Consider the following 19,995-nt stretch of genomic DNA (forward strand, 5'->3'; position numbering starts at 1 on the left):
ACTTTATAAATAAAGAAATGCCATGGTAATGGGATTCAATCCCTACCATGGCATTTTCATTTTAGACTACCCTCAGTCTTATTTATCTGTTTTTTCGTTCTTATTAAAGCGTCTTGCGATAAATCCTAAACCAAACAATGTCAACAATGAACCTAATAACGGCATTGATGATGTTTCATTACCTGTTTCAGGTAATGCTTGTTTATTAGGCTTACTTTCTTTTTTATGAGTAAAAGTTTTAGAGTTTAAAGTTGTTGATTTTTTATCTTGAACATCTTTTTTCACTGATTTTGTTTTCACATTTTCTATGTCATTGTGTGTAGTTACTTCACCAGTGCTTTCTTTTGATGTGTCATTGTTTTCAACAGTAACTTCATCATTTTCTTCCTCTTTTTCAGACTCTACTACTGTATCTTCTTTAGAAGGAGAAATTTCAGTAGACGTTTCTTCTGTTTCTTTTACTGGTTCTTTCTCAACTGGAGTCTCTGATCCTGTCGATGTTGGTTCTTCTACCGGTTCCTCTGGCGTCGGTTCTGTCGGTGTTGCTTCTTCCACAGGTGCTTCCGGTATTACTTCTGGTGCCGGTTCTATTGGTGTTTCTGCCTCTGGCTCGGATGGCACTTCTGGAATCTCTTCAACTGGTACTTCCGGTGCTGTCGGTGTTGTTTCTTCTGCCGGTACTTCTGGTGTTACTTCTGGTACAGGTGTTGTTGGCGTTTCGGCATCTGGTTTTGTTGGTACTTCAAGCACTTCTTCGACTGGTATTTCTGGTTCTGTCGGTGTTTCTGGTTCCGGTTCAGCCGGTACTTCTGGCACTTCTTCGACCGGCACTTCCGGCTCTGTCGGTGTTGTTTCTTCCACCGGTACTTCTGGTGTTACCTCCGGTGCTGGTTCTGCTGGTGTTTCTATCTCCGGCTCGGCTGGTACTTCAGGCACTTCTTCGACTGGAATTTCCGGCTCTGTTGGTGTTGTTTCTTCCACCGGTACTTCTGGTGTTACCTCCGGTGCTGGTTCTGTTGGTGTTTCTGGTTCCGGTTCAGCCGGTACTTCAGGTACTTCTTCGACTGGCACTTCCGGCTCTGTCGGTGTTGTTTCTTCCACCGGTACTTCTGGTGTTACCTCCGGTGCTGGTTCTGTTGGTGTTTCTGGTTCCGGCTCGGCCGGTACTTCAGGCACTTCTTCGACTGGAATTTCCGGCTCTGTCGGTGTTGCTTCTTCCACCGGTACTTCTGGTGTTACCTCCGGTGCTGGTTCTGCTGGTGTTTCTACCTCCGGCTCGGCTGGCACTTCAACCAACACAATTTCACTTTCAACTGTATCAGATTGATTTTCCGCTAAATCTTTAGCATATACTTTCACAGTTTCATTACCTATAAGAGATTGTCCATCTAGTAATTCAACATTCCAATTACCTTCTGCATCTGCTTTAGTTTCTAAAATCTTACCATTAGCTAATACTACAAACACTTTTGAATTAGGCTCTGCCGAACCACCTATAGCTTGATCAGTAGATTTAATTTCATTCACAACAGGTGCTTTCGGCGCCACAGTATCTTTGACAGTTTGTGTTGCTTCTGGTGACTTGTTGTTCGCTACGTCTGATGTTACTGCTTTAATAACTTCATTATGTGCTAATGGAGTTTCTAGTGTAGTTGTCCAAACACCTTTATCGTCCGTCTTAACTTCTTCAGTTTTGCCGTTCGGTAATGTTAAAGTTACCGTGCTCAATGGTTCGCTTGTTCCGCTTACTACTTTAGCTCCCGCTTCGATTGCTTTAATTTCTGGAGCAACTGGAGCTACAGTATCTTTTACCGTTTGTGTCGCTTCTGCTGACTTGTTGTTCGCCACATCTGACGCAACTGCTTTGATCACTGCGTCATGTGCTAACGGTTCTGCCAATTCCGCTGTCCACTTGCCGTCTGCATCTGCTTTCACTTCTGTTGTTTTACCGTCTGGCAACGTCAATGTCACTGTGCTTAATGGCTCGCTTGTGCCACTTACTTTTTTAGCTCCCGCTTCAATTGCATCGATTGTCGGAATGGCTGGAACTACTGTATCTTTCACAGTTTGTGTCGCTTCTGGTGATTTATTACCTGCCGCGTCTGAAGCTACTGCTTTGATCACTGCGTTATGTGTTAATGGTTCTGCCAATTCTGTTGTCCACTTGCCGTCTGCATCTGCTTTTACTTCTGTTGTTTTACCGTCTGGCAACGTCAATGTCACTGTGCTCAATGGCTCACTTGTGCCACTTACTTTTTTATCTCCCGCTTCAATTGCATCGATTGTCGGAATGGTTGGAACTACTGTATCTTTCACAGTTTGCGTCGCTTCTGCTGATTTATTGTTCGCCACATCTGACGCAACTGCTTTGATTACTGCGTCATGTGCTAACGGTTCTGCCAATTCCGCTGTCCACTTGCCATCTGCATCTGCTTTCACTTCTGTTGTTTTACCATCCGGCAATGTCAATGTCACTGTGCTTAATGGTTCACTTGTGCCATTTACTACTTTAGCTCCTGCTTCAATCGTATCAATTGTCGGAACGGCTGGTGCTATTGTATCTTTCACAGTTTGTGTCGCTTCTGGCGATTTGTTGTTCGCTACGTCTGACGTAACTGCTTTAATTACTGCATCATGTACTAATGGTGTTTCTAATGTAGTTGTCCAAACGCCTTTATCATCTGCTTTAACATCTTTAGTAGTACCATCTGGTAATGTTAAAGTCACCGTACTCAATGGTTCACTTGTGCCACTCACTTCTTTAGTTCCTGCTTCGATTGTGTTGATTACTGGTACTGCTGGAACTACTGTATCTTTCACAGTTTGCGTCGCTTCTGCTGATTTATTGTTCGCCACATCTGACGCAACTGCTTTGATCACTGCGTCATGTGTTAATGGTTCAACTAATTCTGTTGTCCACTTGCCGTCTGCATCTGCTTTTACTTCTGTAGTTTTACCGTCTGGTAACGTCAATGTTACCGTGCTCAGTGGTTCGCTTGTTCCGCTTACTACTTTAGCTCCCGCTTCAATCTTATCGATTGTCGGAGCCGCTGGTGCTGTTGTATCTTTCACAGTTTGTGCCGCTTCTGGTGATTTATTACCTGCCACGTCTGAAGCTACTGCTTTGATTACTGCGTCATGTACTAATGGTGTTTCTAATGTAATTGTCCAAACACCTTTGTCATCTGCCTTAACATCTTTAGTAGTGCCATCTGGCAACGTTAAAGCCACCGTACTCAATGGCTCGCTTGTGCCACTCACTTCTTTAGTTCCTGCTTCAATCGTGTTGATTACTGGTGCTTCTGGAACTACTGTATCTTTCACAGTTTGTGCCGCTTCTGGTGATTTATTACCTGCCACGTCTGAAGCTTCTGCTTTGATTACTGCGTCATGTGCTAGTGGTGTTTCTAATGTAGTTGTCCAAACACCTTTGTCATCTACTTTAACATCTTTAGTAGTGCCATCTGGCAACGTTAAAGTCACCGTACTCAATGGCTCGCTTGTTCCATCCACTACTTTAGTTCCTGCTTCGATTGTGTTGATTACTGGTGCTTCTGGAACTACTGTATCTTTTACCGTTTGAGTCGCTTCTACTGATTTGTTTTCTGCTGCGTCTGAAGCTACTGCTTTGATTACTTCATTATGAGCTAACGGTGTTTCTAATGTAGTTGTCCAAACGCCTTTATCGTCTGCGTCGACTACTTTTGTTGTACCGTTTGGCAACGTTAACGTAACTTTACTTAATGGTTCACTTGTTCCAGTTACTGTCTGACTACCAGCTTCAATTGCGTTAATCACTGGTGCTTTAGGTGCTACTGTATCTAAAGCTTTGACAGAAATCGGTTCAGATACTGTACCGTGTTTACCTGTTGCATATACCTGTGTAACATCGTTATGTTCTAAAGATGTTCCTTCTGGTAATTGTGTTGTCCACTGCCCATCTTTATCAACTTCTACTTCTGCTTTTTTGCCATTCGCAAAAGTAAGTGTAATTGTGCTTTCTGGCTCACCTTTACCGCTGATGCTTGTCGCACCTGCTTCTACCTTGTCCACAGTTGGTGTATCAACTTGATAAACCGCAACTAATGGGTTTAATATTTGTAGCAATTCTTCCTTAATCGCAGGATCAGCATATTCAACACCTGTGAAGACATTAAATAGTTCTCTGCGATAATCTCTTTCAGGATGATTTTTAATTTCTTCTGCTACGTGTGTTACATCTTTTCTAATCTCTTCATCATAACGACGGTTTGCATCCGCTTGTGTTTCACCATCTACAATAAATCCTTTATCAGTCAGTGTATAAGTTAATGTTTCTTTTTCAGCATTTTGTCTAGAAATCGCTACATTATCTTTGTTTTCATTTCTGACTAACACACGACGAGCCGCTGGTTCACGATGGCGAACGATAACTTTATCGCCATATTCTAAATCGAAAGTTTGCAATTCTGATGCAAGACTTTTGTTACCAACTAATGTTCTATCTAATACTGTCGTACCATCTGCTTTTTGAATAGTTACATGTGCATATTCATCAGTGAAGTATAAATGTGGTTGTCCTGGACTTTGTTTATACGTTACTTGTTTAGTATCTGGATTATAGTTGACTGTAGCCATTTCCCAGTTGCCTAATCCTCTTAGTGAGATGGTTTGTGTAATGTTGTTTTGGATATCATCTTTTTTAGGATAATCAAGCGTTGCTTGATTATTACCGCCTTCTCTAACTACGAGATATTCACTTTCAGGTAATGCGTCTGTTGTTGAAATAGGTGCGACAATTTTATATACACCCGCACGTAAATTAGAGAATGCAGCTTTACCATCTACAACTTCTGCACTCGCAATTTCTTGTGTGCCTTCCATCAAGCTTACTTTGACGTTATCTGGTAAGACTTGTCCATTTAAATTCACATTCACTTGTGCATCTTCATGAATCGCCGTATCAGCTAAATCTGATGATTTTACAAGTTCATAAATCGTAGATAAACCTAGTTTATCTTTGATGCGTTGTTGTTCCTCAGGATTAGTAATCAATGCTGCTAATGGGTATGTGAATGTATTGTTGTAAGTGTCTAAATCATCTTTTAAAGCTTGTGGCATTTTCACTTTGTATAAATCAAAGTAGGCTGTACCATTAATACCGTTATCAGCTAACCAATACGTTGTAATCCATCTTGGTACATCTTGTTCAAATGGTTTACCTGCTTTGCCCATATCCGCTTCTTCTTGACGAATACCTTTCCACATATCCGCAAAGCCTTCAATGCCCGTTAAACGCACCATTTTTGTCATGAAATCAAGACTGCCGCGGAAACCTGCATTATAGAAATTCATTCTTCCATCCATTACGCGCTCATGGAAATCTTTCTGCATGCTTTCTTGTCTGCCTTCATAAGCCCAACCGTCTTTGACACCCATGATAGTCGTTTGATATTGGTTGGCTAAAATATTGTTTTCAATTTCAATTAAATTCATTTTAGGATCATACGTCATTGCACCATCATAACCATGACCGACTTCATGCAGTGCTAACCAACCTCTTTCAAGATAACCTGACATAGATGGGTTATTAGATCCCATATTGTTTGTTGAGTAATAAGCAAGACCTGGCCCATGAGCATCCGCAATCGTAAAGTATTTTTGGCCGACATTATAGTGGACAGAATTAATGTCATCATTTAAGCCAACCCATTTATCATAATGATTAATAACATCCTCATAATAACCGATCATGTCATCTAAGTTCATAAAGCCCCATTGGCCTGGGTTTTTACCTAAGTTTGCGATGCGTTCACGGTCCACATTCGGTACTAAGAAAGCAATTTTATCGCCGTCTACATAACCATAGCTTGTATTACGAGCAGCCCAATCTGCATCAAATGCTGCTTTATCTCCACCTTTACGGTAAGTAGGCAGTGTGACGCCAGCATCACCTTCAACATAGTATTCTACAACTGGTTTTTTAGTTAAACCTGTTGGAATACGTACGAAGGCACCGCTATCCATAGTTGTAGAGATTTGTGTCCAGCTTCCGTCTCTAGAAACTGTCGCATTACGAACTGTTTGTCTATCGTTAGTCATCAAATCTACACGTAAATCTTCTTCATTACTGCCTTGTGCTTGTCTGATATAGAGCTTTTTATTTTGCGGTACAATCAAACCTAAACTTTCTCTTGCTTGATAAATACCACGTTGCATTCTTGCTGTTCTTGCAGCTTCTGATTTTTCATATACAGGAATCTCTTTCGCATAAACTTGCTCATTAATTCCTTGGATTTTTTCAACAGGATGTGCGTTCGCAGCGGGTGCTGGTGCACTTGTATTCGTAATTGGTTGAGCAGGTGCTTCTGTCGTTGTTGTATCGGTAGTAGCGGCAGCTCTTGTCGCAACTTCAGCATCTGCAGGTTGAACAGCAGGTTCTGATGGCGTAACAGTAGTAGCTTTAACTTCAGTAGTCGCAGCTTCTTTTGGCGCATCTGTCGATGGCTCTGTTGCTTTTTGTGTATCAACTTTCGGCGCATCAGTTTGCGTTGTATCTGTTTTTGTAGGTTGTGATACTTCTGGTGCTGTTACAGGTTCAGGTTTTGTTGCTGTTTCGCTTGTTTGATTATCAACAGAAGGTTGTTGAATCGTAGTGTCTTGTGGAGTAGGAGAATCATTCACTGTTTCATTTGTTTGTGTTTTTGTTGACTCCGCAGTTGCAGTGTCACCGTTTGTTTCTGGTTGTGTTGTAGGATTTACAACAGCGGTATCAGTGTTTTCTGCAGCTTGTGCTTGTTGATCCAGGGATGTATAAACTAGTGTTCCAAATAGAACTGAAGCAATCCCTGCGCTAAATTTTCTAATGTGGTATTTATTTCGTAATTCTTTATCGAATAATACATCGTGTTGCTGTTTTCTAGGCATTAAATGTTTCACTTCTTTCGTGTGTAATTGTTCTACACAATTCTATCATTAATTTTTTGTAAGATGTAAAAAAACTTATTGATTTACGCAAGTTTTACAAAAAATTTTAAAACCTTTTAAAAGAGATAACTTCCGACACACTTTTCAAAGCACTTGTGTTTAAAGCGTTTTCAACATAAAACAAAATCAATTAAAATAACTATCAATTCTCATATCAGTTTAAACATAGTAAAAGAACTCATCTTACTAGACTTATATTTCTTTGAAAATGTACAACATAAAACATGAAAAAACTTAGGATATTGTTCTATTTTCAAAACAGAAATCCCTTTATCGCTTGATATAATATGCTTGATATTAATACATACAAAAACACGCCCTCAACACAGCATAATCATATGCTTTGTTAAGCGCGTGTTTTTAGTTAGTTATTTTATTCTAATTTGTTATTAACGTTGAGATACAACACCAATAATAATCCTAATAATACGATAGATTGGAGTAACACTGAGACAATCATGAATGTGTCATTGTCTAAAAATAAGAATACTATATCAGCCAATAGCCAAAAGAATGAAGCGAACACCGTATACATAAATACCTTTGTAGACTGTTCACCATACTCTTTTTGAGCCAGCATCCAATTCTCTTTATTTTTCTTAGACTTTCTTGTTCGAAATCCCCAAAAATGATTAATATCATCTGGCGGTACTTGTCGAAATAATTTTCCTAGTATCCATAGAAAAATACTGCTAGGAAATAACACCATACTTAAAACATCCCTTCTCTGTTTTCTATCTCAGTAGACGTTTCATATCATTTAAGAGAATTGATTAATTTAGCGCAGTAAACCAAAGAAATCTATTATTTTTAATTCTTTTTCTTAATATTATCCTCAAAAATCATATATTTATCTTTAATTCCAAGCGTTATTGATATAGTATTAAACATAGGCGCATTATCTCCTTAATTATTGGTGGTAGGATACTTCTAATTATAGAGATAATTGCGCTTTTTTTGTATCAAAAATAGACTGGTGATTATCACCAGTCCTAAATAGTATAGAGCCAAAAAACACGCCCTCAACTCAGCATGATCATATGCTTTGTTAAGCGCGTGTTTTTTAGTTAGTTGTTTATTTACTTAATTATACGTTGAATCTGAAGTGAACAACATCGCCGTCTTGCATGATGTATTCTTTACCTTCTAAACGCATTTTACCTGCTTCTTTCGCACCTTGTTCACCGTTATTTTCAACATAGTCGTCATAACTTGTTACTTCTGCACGGATGAAGCCGCGTTCAAAGTCAGTGTGGATGATACCCGCACATTGTGGGGCAGTCATACCTTTTTTGAATGTCCAAGCACGTACTTCTTGTACACCTGCTGTGAAGTATGTCGCAAGACCTAACAAGTTGTATGTGCTGCGGATTAAACGGTTCAAGCCAGGTTCTTCGATACCTAAATCTTCTAAGAACATGTCTTTATCTTCGTCATCTAATGTCGCAATTTCTTCTTCAATTTTCGCACTGATGACAATAACTTCTGAACCTTCTTTGTCAGCGTATTCTTTAATTGTTTGAACTTTTTCGTTGTCCGCTTCATTCACTTCATCTTCACCAACGTTTGCGATATAAATCATTGGTTTTGATGTTAATAATTGTGCTTGTTTCACATATTTCGCATCTTCTTCATTGAACTCTAAGCTGCGAATCGGTTCGCCGTTTTCTAATGCTTCTTTAATACGTTCTAAAATGCGTACTTCATTCAACGCATCTTTATCTTTTTGACGTGCCATTTTTTCAAGACGTGGTAATCGTTTATCTACAGATTCTAAATCTGCAAGTACTAATTCCATATTGATAACTTCGATATCATCTAGTGGATCTACACGACCAGATACGTGTGTCACGTTATCATCATCGAATGCACGAACTACTTGGCAGATTGCATCTACTTCACGGATATGAGATAAGAATTTGTTTCCTAGACCTTCACCTTTTGAAGCACCTTTAACAATCCCTGCAATATCAGTGAATTCGAATGTTGTAGGAAGTACTTTTTTTGGATTAACGATATCTGCTAAAGCATCTAAACGTGAATCCGGAACTTCTACAATCCCGACGTTCGGGTCGATTGTAGCGAACGGGTAGTTCGCCGCAAGTGCACCCGCTTTTGTAATTGCGTTAAATAATGTAGACTTTCCGACGTTTGGTAAGCCTACGATACCAGCTGTTAAAGCCATTAGTCATTCTCCTTCTCTTGTGTATCATGTGATACAAGTATTTTCTTTAATTTTTTATTAAACTCTGTACGAGGCATCATAATACTTCGATTGCAATGTTCGCATTTAATTCTGATATCTGCACCCATACGAATTATTTTAAATCGGTTTGCGCCGCAAGCATGCGCCTTTTTCATCTCTACAATGTCATTCAGACCATACTGAGCTGCCATTTACAATCCTCCATCATTATGAATTCTTATTACTGAGATTTTTGTCCATTAAACTGCATCATAATAGGGGTTGGTGATTTAATTCCTTCTTGGTTCAAGAAGTTCGCAACCTCTTTACGTAAGATACGAGCGCCTGGCACAGTATTATTCGGTGTTGTTTCTGCCGCTATTTTCATGATATAAGCATTACCTGTTAAATCCTCGATACCAAGAATTTCAGGTTTTGAGACAAAGATAAAGTAATTGGAATGTAAGGATTCTAAGAAGTCTTTCAGCTTACTTTCTACCTTATCGACATTCTCTTCCATCGCAATCGGTACTTCTATCAATGCTTTACCGTTACTGATTGAGAAGTTGGTAATCTCTGACATTACACTGTTCGGCAACACGGTCAACTCTCCTGTATACGCATGTATACGTGTTGAGCGGATACCGATAGATTGAACTGTACCTTCTGTGATAGGTGCACCGTTCAAGTTGATTTTAACATAATCTCCCACATCAAATTGATTCTCAAATATAATAAAGAACCCTGTGATGATGTCTTTAACAATGGTTTGTGCACCAAAGCCGATTGCTAAACCGACTACACCAGCTCCGGCTAATAATCCTGTGACACTAATTCCGAATTTACCTAATATCGTTGTTAATACAATAAACCATACGACATAACGCACAATATTCTTCAACATCGCACTTAATGTATGAGATCGTTTTCTACCATGTGCATTGCGGTTTTGTAGTTTAAAGAACTGATCAATCGACTTATTGACTAAGTTGATAATAATCATCGCAACGACTACGTAGATGACAATCATGATGAGCTTGTTGAGTATCATTGCGTACGTTTCAGGCTTTGTAAACGGCTCAACGAGTGAGTTGAAAACACCTTGCATTGTATTCCAAAACGTATTCAAAAGTTCGTCCTCCTGTCATTTCACAACAATTATATATTTTACCATGAATACAACATAATTTCTTATGTTTCACTGTGTAATTGTTGAATCAAACGCTTAAATTCTTCTTCTGATTTGAATTCAAAAGTGATTTGTCCTTTATTTCGCTTAGTTGTGATGGCTACATTGGTACCAAAGCGCTCTTTAAGCAAGCGTTCCTGCCGTTCAATCATGCGCGGTTTCTTTGTCTTTTTCTTAGCATCATCTTCTGAAGTAGGTGAAGTCAGCTCTGCAATGTGTTGTTCTAAGTAACGCACACTCCACGCTTCTTTCATGACTTGTTTAGCGATTTGTTTCATTTTGGTTTCGTCTTTTAGTATTAATAATGTGCGACCATGCGCACCTGATAATTTGCCGTCTTTTACCCACCCGGCGACAGCAGACGGTAAATTCAACAATCGCAGCATATTCGCGATATAAGGACGGGATTTACCTAAACGTTCAGCCACCTCTTTTTGTGTGATATGTAAATCATCCATCAGCTTACGATAACTTTCCGCTTCTTCAATCGCATTCAAATCTTCCCGTTGCAGGTTCTCTATAATGGCGAGTTCCATCATCTTAGCATCAGACATCTCTTTGACTATCGCTGGTACTGAGTTCAAGCCTGCTAAATGAGAGGCTCTGAAACGGCGTTCACCTACGACAATATGGTAACCTTGCACCGTTTTGCGTAAGATAATCGGTTGTAAGACGCCATGTTCACGAATAGAAGCTGCGAGATCTGCTAATTTTTCTTGATCAAAATGTTTTCTAGGCTGATAAGGGTTTGGCCGAATTGCATCTAAATCGATATATTCTACATGTCCATGGTTCTCATTTGTTATGTCACGCACGTTCCAGTCACCTCACTTTCGTCACTAAAATAGTGTTACATTTTTAATTTTTGCTCCTCTCTTATTGTAAGGAAAATCATGAATGCAATAAAGGAATTTTCATTCTCAAATTGAAAAATAATGACTGAAAAATGGCTTGATTCAAAAAAATTTTAAAAATTTTTTAGCAACGTCCAACCCTTGATACGCTTATGTTTCTCTCGTTTTTAATTGTCAGTAAAAACCTACTATTCTGAAAATTCTGTTGACAAACAAAACAGAACCAATATACAATGTGGTCATCAACAAAAAACAAACCTTTCAACACGAAAGAGAAACAATTGAATATCGTCTTGAAACACGATAATAAGGAAAGTAGAACTTACACTGCTGACACAGAGAGCTTCTGTCCGCTGAAAGGAAGCACAGAAAGAAAGTTTGAAAATGGCCTTGGAGTGGTGGTGTCGATATGAGGCATCAACGGGGGCGCCCGTTATAGCGCTACAGTATTAACATTTTTGCATAATGGCGTACTGGAATGACGCACACGTTATTGTTATTTACAGCAACAGCTGATACATATAACGGAACCGACCTTCAGTAGCTGCCATGAACAGATTTAGCGTACTGGAAGAGGTTGCTTTAGCAATAAAGCAGCGAATTAAGGTGGTACCGCGAAGCTCAAGCTTTCGTCCTTTACATCCGAATCTTTTTTCGGGTTTAAAGGACGGAAGCTTTTTTTTCGTGGTCAGCTTCCCTCCTTAGTTCCAGAACTTCCGCAGCCAAAAGCAATCTCAATAACTAAAGGAGTGTATATGTATGTCACTATCATCAGAAACAAATTTAATTAAGTATCATCAATTCCCGCACATTTTAGCAGCCAACCCGCCACTTTATGACTCATCGACTTTCCCGACAGCATTGATTGGTTCAGAGGTCCCTTACGATTACGCAAGATCAGGCCACCCAAACCGAGCATTGTTAGAAGAAAAGCTTGCAGCACTTGAAGATGCCGAGTACGGTATCGCTTATAACTCAGGAATCGGAGCAATTTCAGCAGTTTTCTTCTTACTGAAATCAGGAGATCACTTAATTATTCCGAATGATGTTTACGGTGGGACATACCGCTTATGCGAACATGTTTTACCAGGATTCAATATCGAAGTCACAGCAGTAGATACGACAAACCCATTAGCAGTTGAACAAGCGATTCAGGAAAATACGAAACTAATTCATCTGGAAACACCGTCAAATCCATTATTTAAAGTGACAGATATTCAAGCCATTGCGGATGTCGCAAAGAAATATAATATCCTTGTTTCAGTCGACAATACATTCTTAACACCCCTATCACAAAAGCCATTGCATTTAGGTGCTGACATTGTGATTCATAGTGCCACTAAATTCTTAAGCGGTCACAGCGACTTAATTGCAGGGGCAGTTGTAACAAACAACGCGGAAGTTGCAGAATCATTACAATTCTTACAAAACACTTTAGGAAGCGGATTATCAGCTCAAGACAGCTGGACACTGACAAAGCATCTTAAAACGCTTTATGTACGATGGAATCAATCAGTGAAAAACACTGAAAAGATTGTTGAATTCTTAAAATCACGTCCTGAAATTACTGATGTATATTACCCAGGAAATGATGAAATCAATCAACGCCAAGCTGAAAATGGCGGTGCAGTACTTGGCTTCAGATTAAGCGAAGCTGAAAAGGTACCGACATTTGCGAAAGCATTAAAAATACCGCAAATCGCAGTCAGCCTAGGCGGTATTCAAACTATCGTCTCTCATCCAGCCACAATGTCACATGCTTCTGTTCCAGAAGATGTGCGTAACGAACGCGGAATTACGTTCGATCTCTTGAGACTGAGTGTGGGCTTAGAAGACCCAGACGAGTTGATTGCAGATTTTGAAGCAGCATTGGAGGAAGCATACTATGAGCCGGTTTCTACAAACTTTGAGCAAGAACGTATTAGTAGCTGACGGTGCAATAGGAACGATTCTCTACTCTGAAGGGATCGATACTTGCCCTGAAGCATATAATCTTACACATCCAAAGAAAATCGAACAAATTCATCGATCTTACATTGAAGCTGGTGCGGATGTCATTCAAACCAATACTTACGGTGCCAACTTCGAAAAGCTTCAAGCTTTCGGATTAGAACACCAAGTAAGAGACATCACACGTGCCGGTGTCAGAATAGCGAAACAAGCAGCCAATGAAGACACGTTTATTTTAGGAACTGTCGGAGGTTTTAAAGGCGTGAAACAAAATGACTTGTCGCTATCGACGATTTTGTATCACACAGATATTCAAATTGAAACACTGATTGACGAGGGTGTTGACGCACTCCTCTTTGAAACTTATTACGATTTAAACGAACTCTTGCAGGTAATCAGAGCGACGAAGAAAAAGTACAATATTCCAGTTATCGCACAGTTAACTGCTTCAAGCACCAACTACTTGCAAGACGGAACAGAAATTAACGAAGCACTTAAACAAGTTGAAGCAGAAGGTGCAGACGTTATCGGCTTGAATTGCCATCACGGTCCGCACCATATGCAACAATCTTTCACACATATTGAGATTCCGCAACATGCGATTCTCTCATGTTACCCGAACGCAAGTCTCTTAGACTTTGAAGATTCTACGATTCACTACAGCGACAACGCTTCTTACTTCGGTAAGATAGCTGAAACGCTAGTGAAAGAAGGCGTACACTTAATCGGCGGTTGTTGTGGTACTACACCTGAACATATCCGCTTCATCAAGCAAGCGGTTGAAGGTTTAAAACCAACTTTAGAAAAGAAAGTTATTCCGATCAGAAGAAAAAGTAATTACCCTTCTATTCCGGTCAAAAAGAATAACTTAACGACTAAAGTCAAAGCTGGTCCGACAGTCATCGTTGAACTAGATACACCAAAGCACTTAGATACAACGAAATTCTTTGCGAATGTCACAAAACTAGACAAAGCGAAAGTCGACGCTATCACACTTGCAGATAACTCACTCGCAACGGTACGCGTTAGCAACATCGCAGCAGCTAGTATTATTAAGCAGAATTACAACATTGAACCGCTGGTCCACATTACCTGCAGAGACAGGAACTTAATCGGTTTACAATCTCACTTACTCGGCTTATCACTGCTTGGTATTAACGAGATACTCGCGATTACAGGTGACCCATCTAAGGTGGGGCATCTGCCAGGTGCGACGAATGTTTATGATGTAAATTCAAGAGGTTTAACTGAACTCGCTGTTCGTTTCAACCAAGGACTTAATATTGACGGCGGCGCATTGAAAACGAAAACGAACTTCAATATTGCCGGTGCGTTCAACCCGAACGTCCGCAAGATGGAAGCAGCGGTGAAACGCTTAGACAAAAAAGTAGACTGCGGTATGAGTTACTTCATTACACAGCCTGTCTACACTGTCGAGCGTATTCAAGAAATTGCTGAAAAGACAGCACATCTTGATACCCCATTCTTTATCGGTATCATGCCAATAACAAGTTATAGAAATGCAACATTCTTACACAATGAAGTCCCTGGCATTTCATTGCCAGATGAAATATTAGATCAGTTCGAAGCGGTTAAAGATGATAAACAAAAAACCAAAGAACTGAGCTTACGCATCTGTCGCAACTTGATAGATGAAATAATCAAACACTTTAATGGGCTTTATATCATTACACCATTTGAACAAGTAGACTTTTCACTCGAACTTACACATTACTTTAAAAAACAAACTGAAAAAAATCAGGAGGCAATAATATGACAATTACAACAGCTAATATCGGATTCCCACGTTTAGGACGCAAGAGAGAATGGAAGAAAGCAATCGAAAGTTACTGGGCAGGTAAAACAAACTATGATGAATTAACAACAACGTTAAACGACTTACACAAAGAAAATTTATTATTACAAAAACACTACAGCATTGACAGTGTACCTGTTGGTGACTTCTCATTATATGATCATGTATTAGACGTTTCATTATTATTCAACATCATTCCAGAACGTTTCCAAGGTCAAGAAGTCAACGATGATTTATTATTCAATATCGCACGTGGTACAAAAGAAAATGTCGCAAGTGCCTTAATTAAATGGTTCAACACAAACTACCACTATATCGTACCTGAATGGGACAACGTAGAACCTAAATTAAACCGTAACGTCTTATTAGAACGTTTCGAATTCGCTAAACAATTAAACGTGAATGCACACCCAGTGATCTTAGGTCCTGTAACATTCGTTCAATTATCACGCGGCGGAGATCAAACATTTGAAGAAAAAGTTGAAGCATTGCTTCCATTATATAAAGAAGTTTTACAATCACTCGTTGATGCAGGTGCTGAATACATTCAAATCGACGAACCTGTATTAGTAACTGACGATGCAGAACAATTACAAGACATTACACGTCACGTCTATGAATACTTCGACAAAGCAGGATTAGCTGATAAATTAGTCATTCAAACTTATTTCGAACATGTAGACTTAGACTTTGTGAACAGTTTACCTGTTAAAGGTTTCGGTTTAGACTTCGTACATGATGGCGGTAAAAACCTTGAACAAATCAAAGCAGGCAAATTATCTAAAGACAAAGCATTATACGCAGGTATTATCGATGGCCGTAACGTATGGGCTGCAGATATCGAAGCGAAAAAAGAATTGATTGAAACTTTAGAAAACTATACAGATGAGTTAGTTATCCAACCATCATCTTCATTACTACATGTTCCTGTTTCATTAGATGATGAAGAACTAGATGAATCAATTGAAGAAGGTTTAAGCTTTGCAACTGAAAAATTAGACGAATTAGACGCATTAAAACGTGTCATCAATAACGGTGACAGTGAAAAATATGACAAATTAAAAGCAGCTTACGAACGCTTCCAAAACCAAGCTTTCAAAAACCTTGAATATGACTTTGACAGCGTACGTACACAACGTGAATCAGCATTCCCTGAACGTAAGAAAATTCAAGATGCACGCTTAAAATTACCAGAATTACCAACAACAACAATCGGTTCATTCCCACAAACGAAAGAAGTTCGTAAAAAACGTGCTGACTGGAAAAACCAACGTATCAGTGATGAAGAATATAACCAATTCTTACGCGATGAAATCGCACGCTGGATTCAAATCCAAGAAGATATCGGCTTAGATGTATTTGTACATGGTGAGTTCGAACGTAATGACATGGTTGAGTTCTTCGGTGAACGTTTACAAGGCTTCTTAGTTACAAAATACGGTTGGGTTCAATCATACGGATCTCGTGCTGTTAAACCACCAGTTATCTATGGAGATGTTAAATGGACTAAACCAATCACAGTGGAAGAAACAGCTTATGCGCAAAGCTTAACTGACCACCCTGTAAAAGGTATGTTGACTGGTCCTGTAACTATCTTAAACTGGTCATTCGAACGTGTAGACATCCCACGTCATGAAGTACAAGACCAAATCGCTTTAGCTATCAATGAAGAAGTTTTAGCATTAGAAGATGCAGGCATTAAAATTATCCAAGTAGATGAACCAGCATTACGTGAAGGTTTACCATTACGCTCTGAATACCATGAAGAATACTTGAAACAAGCGTTACGTTCATTCCGCTTAGCAACATCTTCAGTGTCAGATGCGACGCAAATCCATACGCATATGTGCTATTCTCAATTCGGCGAAATCATCCATACTATCCACGACTTGGATGCAGATGTTATCTCAATCGAAACATCACGCAGCCATGGTGCTTTAATCAAAGACTTCGAGGATGTAACGTATGATTTAGGTATCGGATTAGGTGTATATGATATCCACAGTCCACGTATCCCGACTGAAGAAGAAATCACAGTCGCAATCAACCGTGGTTTACAAGAAATCGACCGTTCATTATTCTGGGTTAACCCAGACTGCGGTTTGAAAACACGTAACGAAGATCAAGTAAAAGAAGCATTAACAGTATTAGTTTCAGCAGTTAAAAAATTAAGAAACAAAGAAGGACAAGAAACAGCTTAATTCACTTGTCATGAGTGGTTTACGAGTGAGCCCGCAGTCTTAAAACTCACTCGTGAATACACTTGTATCAGCCCTACAATTTTAAGCAGTCATGAGGTGTTTATAATGAGTTATCCTTTATGGGATCAGCTGAAAAGTCTAAAAGAAAGTGAATGGGTCGATTTAACCCATACCTTTGACACAGACAGCCCACATTTCAGCGCATTAGAAGCTGCATATATTGATACAATCAGTACCGTTGCAGAAGATGGTTATTTTGTACAAAGATGGAGTGTTGCCACACAATATGGCACACATATCGATGCCCCCATCCACTTTGTCGAAAACAGAAGATATTTACATGAATTAGATTTGAAAGAATTAGTGTTACCGCTTATCGTACTTGATTACTCTAAAGAAGTTGCGGAAAACCCCGATTTCCGTTTAACTCGCGATCATTTACTTGAGTGGGAAGCACAACATGGCCGAATCGAACCTGATACGTTCGTCGCATTCCGCAGTGATTGGTCACACCGTTGGCCGAATGTGGAGCAATTTGAGAATAAAGATGCCGAAGGTAACCCTCACGCACCCGGATGGTCACTCGATGCATTACAATTCTTACTTGAAGAACGCGGTGTACGTTCAGTCGGTCATGAAACATTCGATACAGACGCTTCAGTCGATGTCGCAAAACACGGCGACTTAATCGGTGAACGTTATGTACTCGGACAAGACACGTACCAAATTGAGCTCCTAACGAATTTAGACCGCCTCCCAGAACGAGGCGCAGTGATTTATACAATATGTCCAAAACCGGCAGATGCGCCAGGATTCCCGGTCCGTGCATTTGCGATTAAGCCAAACGCATAGTCATGGACCCGCGATCATCCATGACATGCAGCCATTATTAAATCTTAAAAACGAAACTCCTTTAAAAGTTATGAGTAAATACAATAAAAGTTGGCTACATTGCCCTGGGTCCACAGGAATTGGGGCAATGAATCGCCACTGTTCTTAACCCGATAAGAACAATTCTTTTCATAAATGTTACTATTTTGAACCCGATACAAAATAGTAAGTAAATTCCGATTACCCACTCTCTCGATAATGGGTAATCACTATACTCCTTTTTACTACTTATAAAAAAGCACTGAATATAAAGTACATGTCCCACCACCCCGTGAACAAAAAACTTTATATTCAGTGCTTCATTTTTGTTTAAAAGATAATAAATAATAGCCGATTGTGTTAGAGCACAACCGACTATCTCATAAGCCTAGGTAGAATATGGCTTAGACCATACGCCTAACATTTTTACACTCAGCTACTTTCCAGAGTTCCTGAGTGTTTTTATTACAGTAATATCATAATACCTTTTGAAACTTCTTACAATCAATAATATACGTATAAACGTCTCTATAACAACGTTGTGAGGGATTTTATTCACTACTTAAATAAAAGATGATTCTTTGTACATCGCACTAAGTGATTTCAACCGCTTCGCTGCTTCATCTAATTGCTCATCCTCTAACGCAAGAGACACCCTTACATAATGACGTCCATTTTCACCAAATGGAATACCTGGCGCCACTAAAATAGATTGATCTTGAAGTAAGAATTCCACAAATTGTTCTCCGTCATATCCTTTTGGTGCTTTCAACCATAAGAAGATGCCACCTGTCATCGGTTCATAAGGGATGTTTCCTTCATCTAAAATCGAAGTGAAACGATCGCGACGTGCTTTAAAGACTTCACTTTGTTTATCTAAGAAATAATCATAGTTGTTAAGCGCAAATGTCGCCGCATCTTGAAGCGCACCAAACATACCCGCATGGTGATGTGTATGATATTTCTTCAAAGCTTGAATCACATCTTTGTTGCCGACTGCGAAACCGACACGATAGCCAGACATATTATAGCCTTTAGAAAGTGAATACACCTCGATTGCGACTTCTTTGCCTCCAGCTGTCTGTAGGATACTCGGATTTTTATGGTCAAAACCGAACGCTGCATAGGCAAAATCATGTACAATTTTCGTTTGTGTACCTCTGAACTTTTGAACTACATCATCAAAGACATCTTGTGTAACAGTTGATCCAGTCGGGTTATTAGGATACGTTAAATAAATCAATTTAGTCTGACTTAAGACTTCCCCTGGCACTTTATCAAAGTCAGGTTGATAATATGGTGGTTCTAACTCTAACGCATAAGGTTTCGCATCTGCGAACAACACCCCTGCTAGGTAATCTGTATAACCTGGATCTGGCAATAAAACGTAATCTTCAGGGTTAACAATACAATTCGGCAAACCTACTAATCCATTCTTTGTGCCATATAAAATACAGACTTCATCATCTTTATCCAATTCAACATTATATTGTCGTTTATAGAAATCAACAATCGCTTGCTTAAAGCTTTCTTTTCCATGAAACGCACCGTACTTTTGGTTTTCAGGCACACGTAATGCGTTCGCAAATTCATCGACAATGCCTTTAGGTGTTTCCCCATCTGGGATGCCTACTGCCATATTGATGAGAGGAAGCGGACCATGTTCTATCTTTCTCCCCATTGTTTTTCCGAAATAACTATCTGGTATCTTCGCTAATCTTCTTGAAATCACCATTTAAGTTCCCCCTTTGTTTGATGCGCCTATTAAAAAAGCTATATATCACCTATAAGCGACATATAGCTTTCTATGTATATGGCACCTATCTTTCAAGTTATACTTGTTGGATGTAGCACAGTCAGATTCAATGCCTGGATCTTCTGTTGCTGAAGCGTCATCGGGCCAATTCCCTCTACTTCTCTAGATAAGTTTTAATGACTTCTATTGTACTAAAAATTCTGACATT

Annotated in this window: 11 protein-coding genes, 1 riboswitch and 1 other annotated feature; of the genes, 4 read left to right on the forward strand and 7 right to left on the reverse strand. The window is 39.4% G+C overall.

Features of this window, described 5'->3' with window-relative positions; genetic code table 11:
* Window positions 1-78: 78 nt before the first annotated feature.
* The 6 genes from MUA87_RS12365 to MUA87_RS12390 form a co-directional block, all read right to left on the reverse strand.
* Entirely contained in the window at window positions 79-6,906 is a 6,828-nt protein-coding gene (locus MUA87_RS12365) for an Ig-like domain-containing protein (RefSeq protein WP_262550959.1), read from the reverse strand.
* Between the two features lie 433 nt (window positions 6,907-7,339).
* On the reverse strand, window positions 7,340-7,675 hold the full coding sequence (locus MUA87_RS12370; protein ID WP_057510722.1) for an SdpI family protein: 336 nt from the start codon (window positions 7,673-7,675) through the stop codon (window positions 7,340-7,342).
* A 378-nt stretch (window positions 7,676-8,053) separates the two neighbouring features.
* On the reverse strand, window positions 8,054-9,151 hold the full coding sequence (gene ychF / locus MUA87_RS12375; RefSeq protein WP_002480312.1) for a redox-regulated ATPase YchF: 1,098 nt from the start codon (window positions 9,149-9,151) through the stop codon (window positions 8,054-8,056).
* Entirely contained in the window at window positions 9,151-9,363 is a 213-nt protein-coding gene (locus MUA87_RS12380; RefSeq protein WP_002480311.1) for a DUF951 domain-containing protein, read from the reverse strand. Before MUA87_RS12380 ends, ychF begins: the two co-directional genes overlap by 1 nt.
* 29 nt (window positions 9,364-9,392) lie before the next feature.
* Window positions 9,393-10,259, reverse strand: a complete 867-nt coding sequence (locus tag MUA87_RS12385) for a mechanosensitive ion channel family protein (protein WP_031262363.1) — start codon at window positions 10,257-10,259, stop codon at window positions 9,393-9,395.
* 83 nt (window positions 10,260-10,342) lie between these two features.
* Window positions 10,343-11,155, reverse strand: coding sequence for a ParB/RepB/Spo0J family partition protein (locus tag MUA87_RS12390; RefSeq protein WP_262550961.1), 813 nt, complete (start codon window positions 11,153-11,155; stop codon window positions 10,343-10,345).
* Window positions 11,156-11,488: 333 nt separating this feature from the next.
* Window positions 11,489-11,834 (forward strand) — a binding site (T-box leader).
* 119 nt (window positions 11,835-11,953) lie between these two features.
* Between MUA87_RS12390 and MUA87_RS12395 the strand changes: the two genes are divergently transcribed.
* The 4 genes from MUA87_RS12395 (at window position 11,954) to MUA87_RS12410 (ending at window position 18,013) form a co-directional block, all read left to right on the forward strand.
* The gene (locus tag MUA87_RS12395; RefSeq protein WP_262550962.1) at window positions 11,954-13,126 is read left to right on the forward strand and encodes a trans-sulfuration enzyme family protein; all 1,173 of its coding nucleotides are present in this window, start codon (window positions 11,954-11,956) and stop codon (window positions 13,124-13,126) included.
* Window positions 13,080-14,921 (forward strand): bifunctional homocysteine S-methyltransferase/methylenetetrahydrofolate reductase, encoded by a 1,842-nt coding sequence (locus MUA87_RS12400; protein WP_002480307.1) that lies wholly within the window; start codon window positions 13,080-13,082, stop codon window positions 14,919-14,921. Before MUA87_RS12395 ends, MUA87_RS12400 begins: the two co-directional genes overlap by 47 nt.
* A complete protein-coding gene (metE, locus tag MUA87_RS12405) occupies window positions 14,918-17,161 on the forward strand; it encodes a 5-methyltetrahydropteroyltriglutamate--homocysteine S-methyltransferase (RefSeq protein WP_207021274.1) in 2,244 nt (747 codons plus the stop codon). The genes MUA87_RS12400 and metE overlap by 4 nt, the downstream gene beginning before the upstream one ends.
* A gap of 102 nt (window positions 17,162-17,263) precedes the next feature.
* A complete protein-coding gene (locus tag MUA87_RS12410; protein WP_031262359.1) occupies window positions 17,264-18,013 on the forward strand; it encodes a cyclase family protein in 750 nt (249 codons plus the stop codon).
* Window positions 18,014-18,593: 580 nt separating this feature from the next.
* Here MUA87_RS12410 and MUA87_RS12415 read toward each other — a convergent pair.
* Window positions 18,594-19,766 (reverse strand): aminotransferase class I/II-fold pyridoxal phosphate-dependent enzyme, encoded by a 1,173-nt coding sequence (locus MUA87_RS12415; protein WP_262550965.1) that lies wholly within the window; start codon window positions 19,764-19,766, stop codon window positions 18,594-18,596.
* 82 nt (window positions 19,767-19,848) lie between these two features.
* Window positions 19,849-19,960: riboswitch (SAM riboswitch) on the reverse strand.
* Between the last annotated feature and the right edge of the window lie 35 nt (window positions 19,961-19,995).

Origin of the sequence: Staphylococcus simulans, from assembly GCF_025561465.1 — a bacterium.
Lineage (GTDB): Bacteria > Bacillota > Bacilli > Staphylococcales > Staphylococcaceae > Staphylococcus > Staphylococcus simulans.

What these genes read in the sequence shown, in the direction of transcription:
- MUA87_RS12365 (WP_262550959.1), bottom strand. Translation starts at nt 6,906, where the DNA reads ATGCCTAGAAAACAGCAACACGATGTATTATTCGATAAAGAATTACGA.
- MUA87_RS12370 (WP_057510722.1), bottom strand. Translation starts at nt 7,675, where the DNA reads ATGGTGTTATTTCCTAGCAGTATTTTTCTATGGATACTAGGAAAATTA.
- ychF (WP_002480312.1), bottom strand. Translation starts at nt 9,151, where the DNA reads ATGGCTTTAACAGCTGGTATCGTAGGCTTACCAAACGTCGGAAAGTCT.
- MUA87_RS12380 (WP_002480311.1), bottom strand. Translation starts at nt 9,363, where the DNA reads ATGGCAGCTCAGTATGGTCTGAATGACATTGTAGAGATGAAAAAGGCG.
- MUA87_RS12385 (WP_031262363.1), bottom strand. Translation starts at nt 10,259, where the DNA reads ATGCAAGGTGTTTTCAACTCACTCGTTGAGCCGTTTACAAAGCCTGAA.
- MUA87_RS12395 (WP_262550962.1), top strand. Translation starts at nt 11,954, where the DNA reads ATGTCACTATCATCAGAAACAAATTTAATTAAGTATCATCAATTCCCG.
- MUA87_RS12400 (WP_002480307.1), top strand. Translation starts at nt 13,080, where the DNA reads ATGAGCCGGTTTCTACAAACTTTGAGCAAGAACGTATTAGTAGCTGAC.
- metE (WP_207021274.1), top strand. Translation starts at nt 14,918, where the DNA reads ATGACAATTACAACAGCTAATATCGGATTCCCACGTTTAGGACGCAAG.
- MUA87_RS12415 (WP_262550965.1), bottom strand. Translation starts at nt 19,766, where the DNA reads ATGGTGATTTCAAGAAGATTAGCGAAGATACCAGATAGTTATTTCGGA.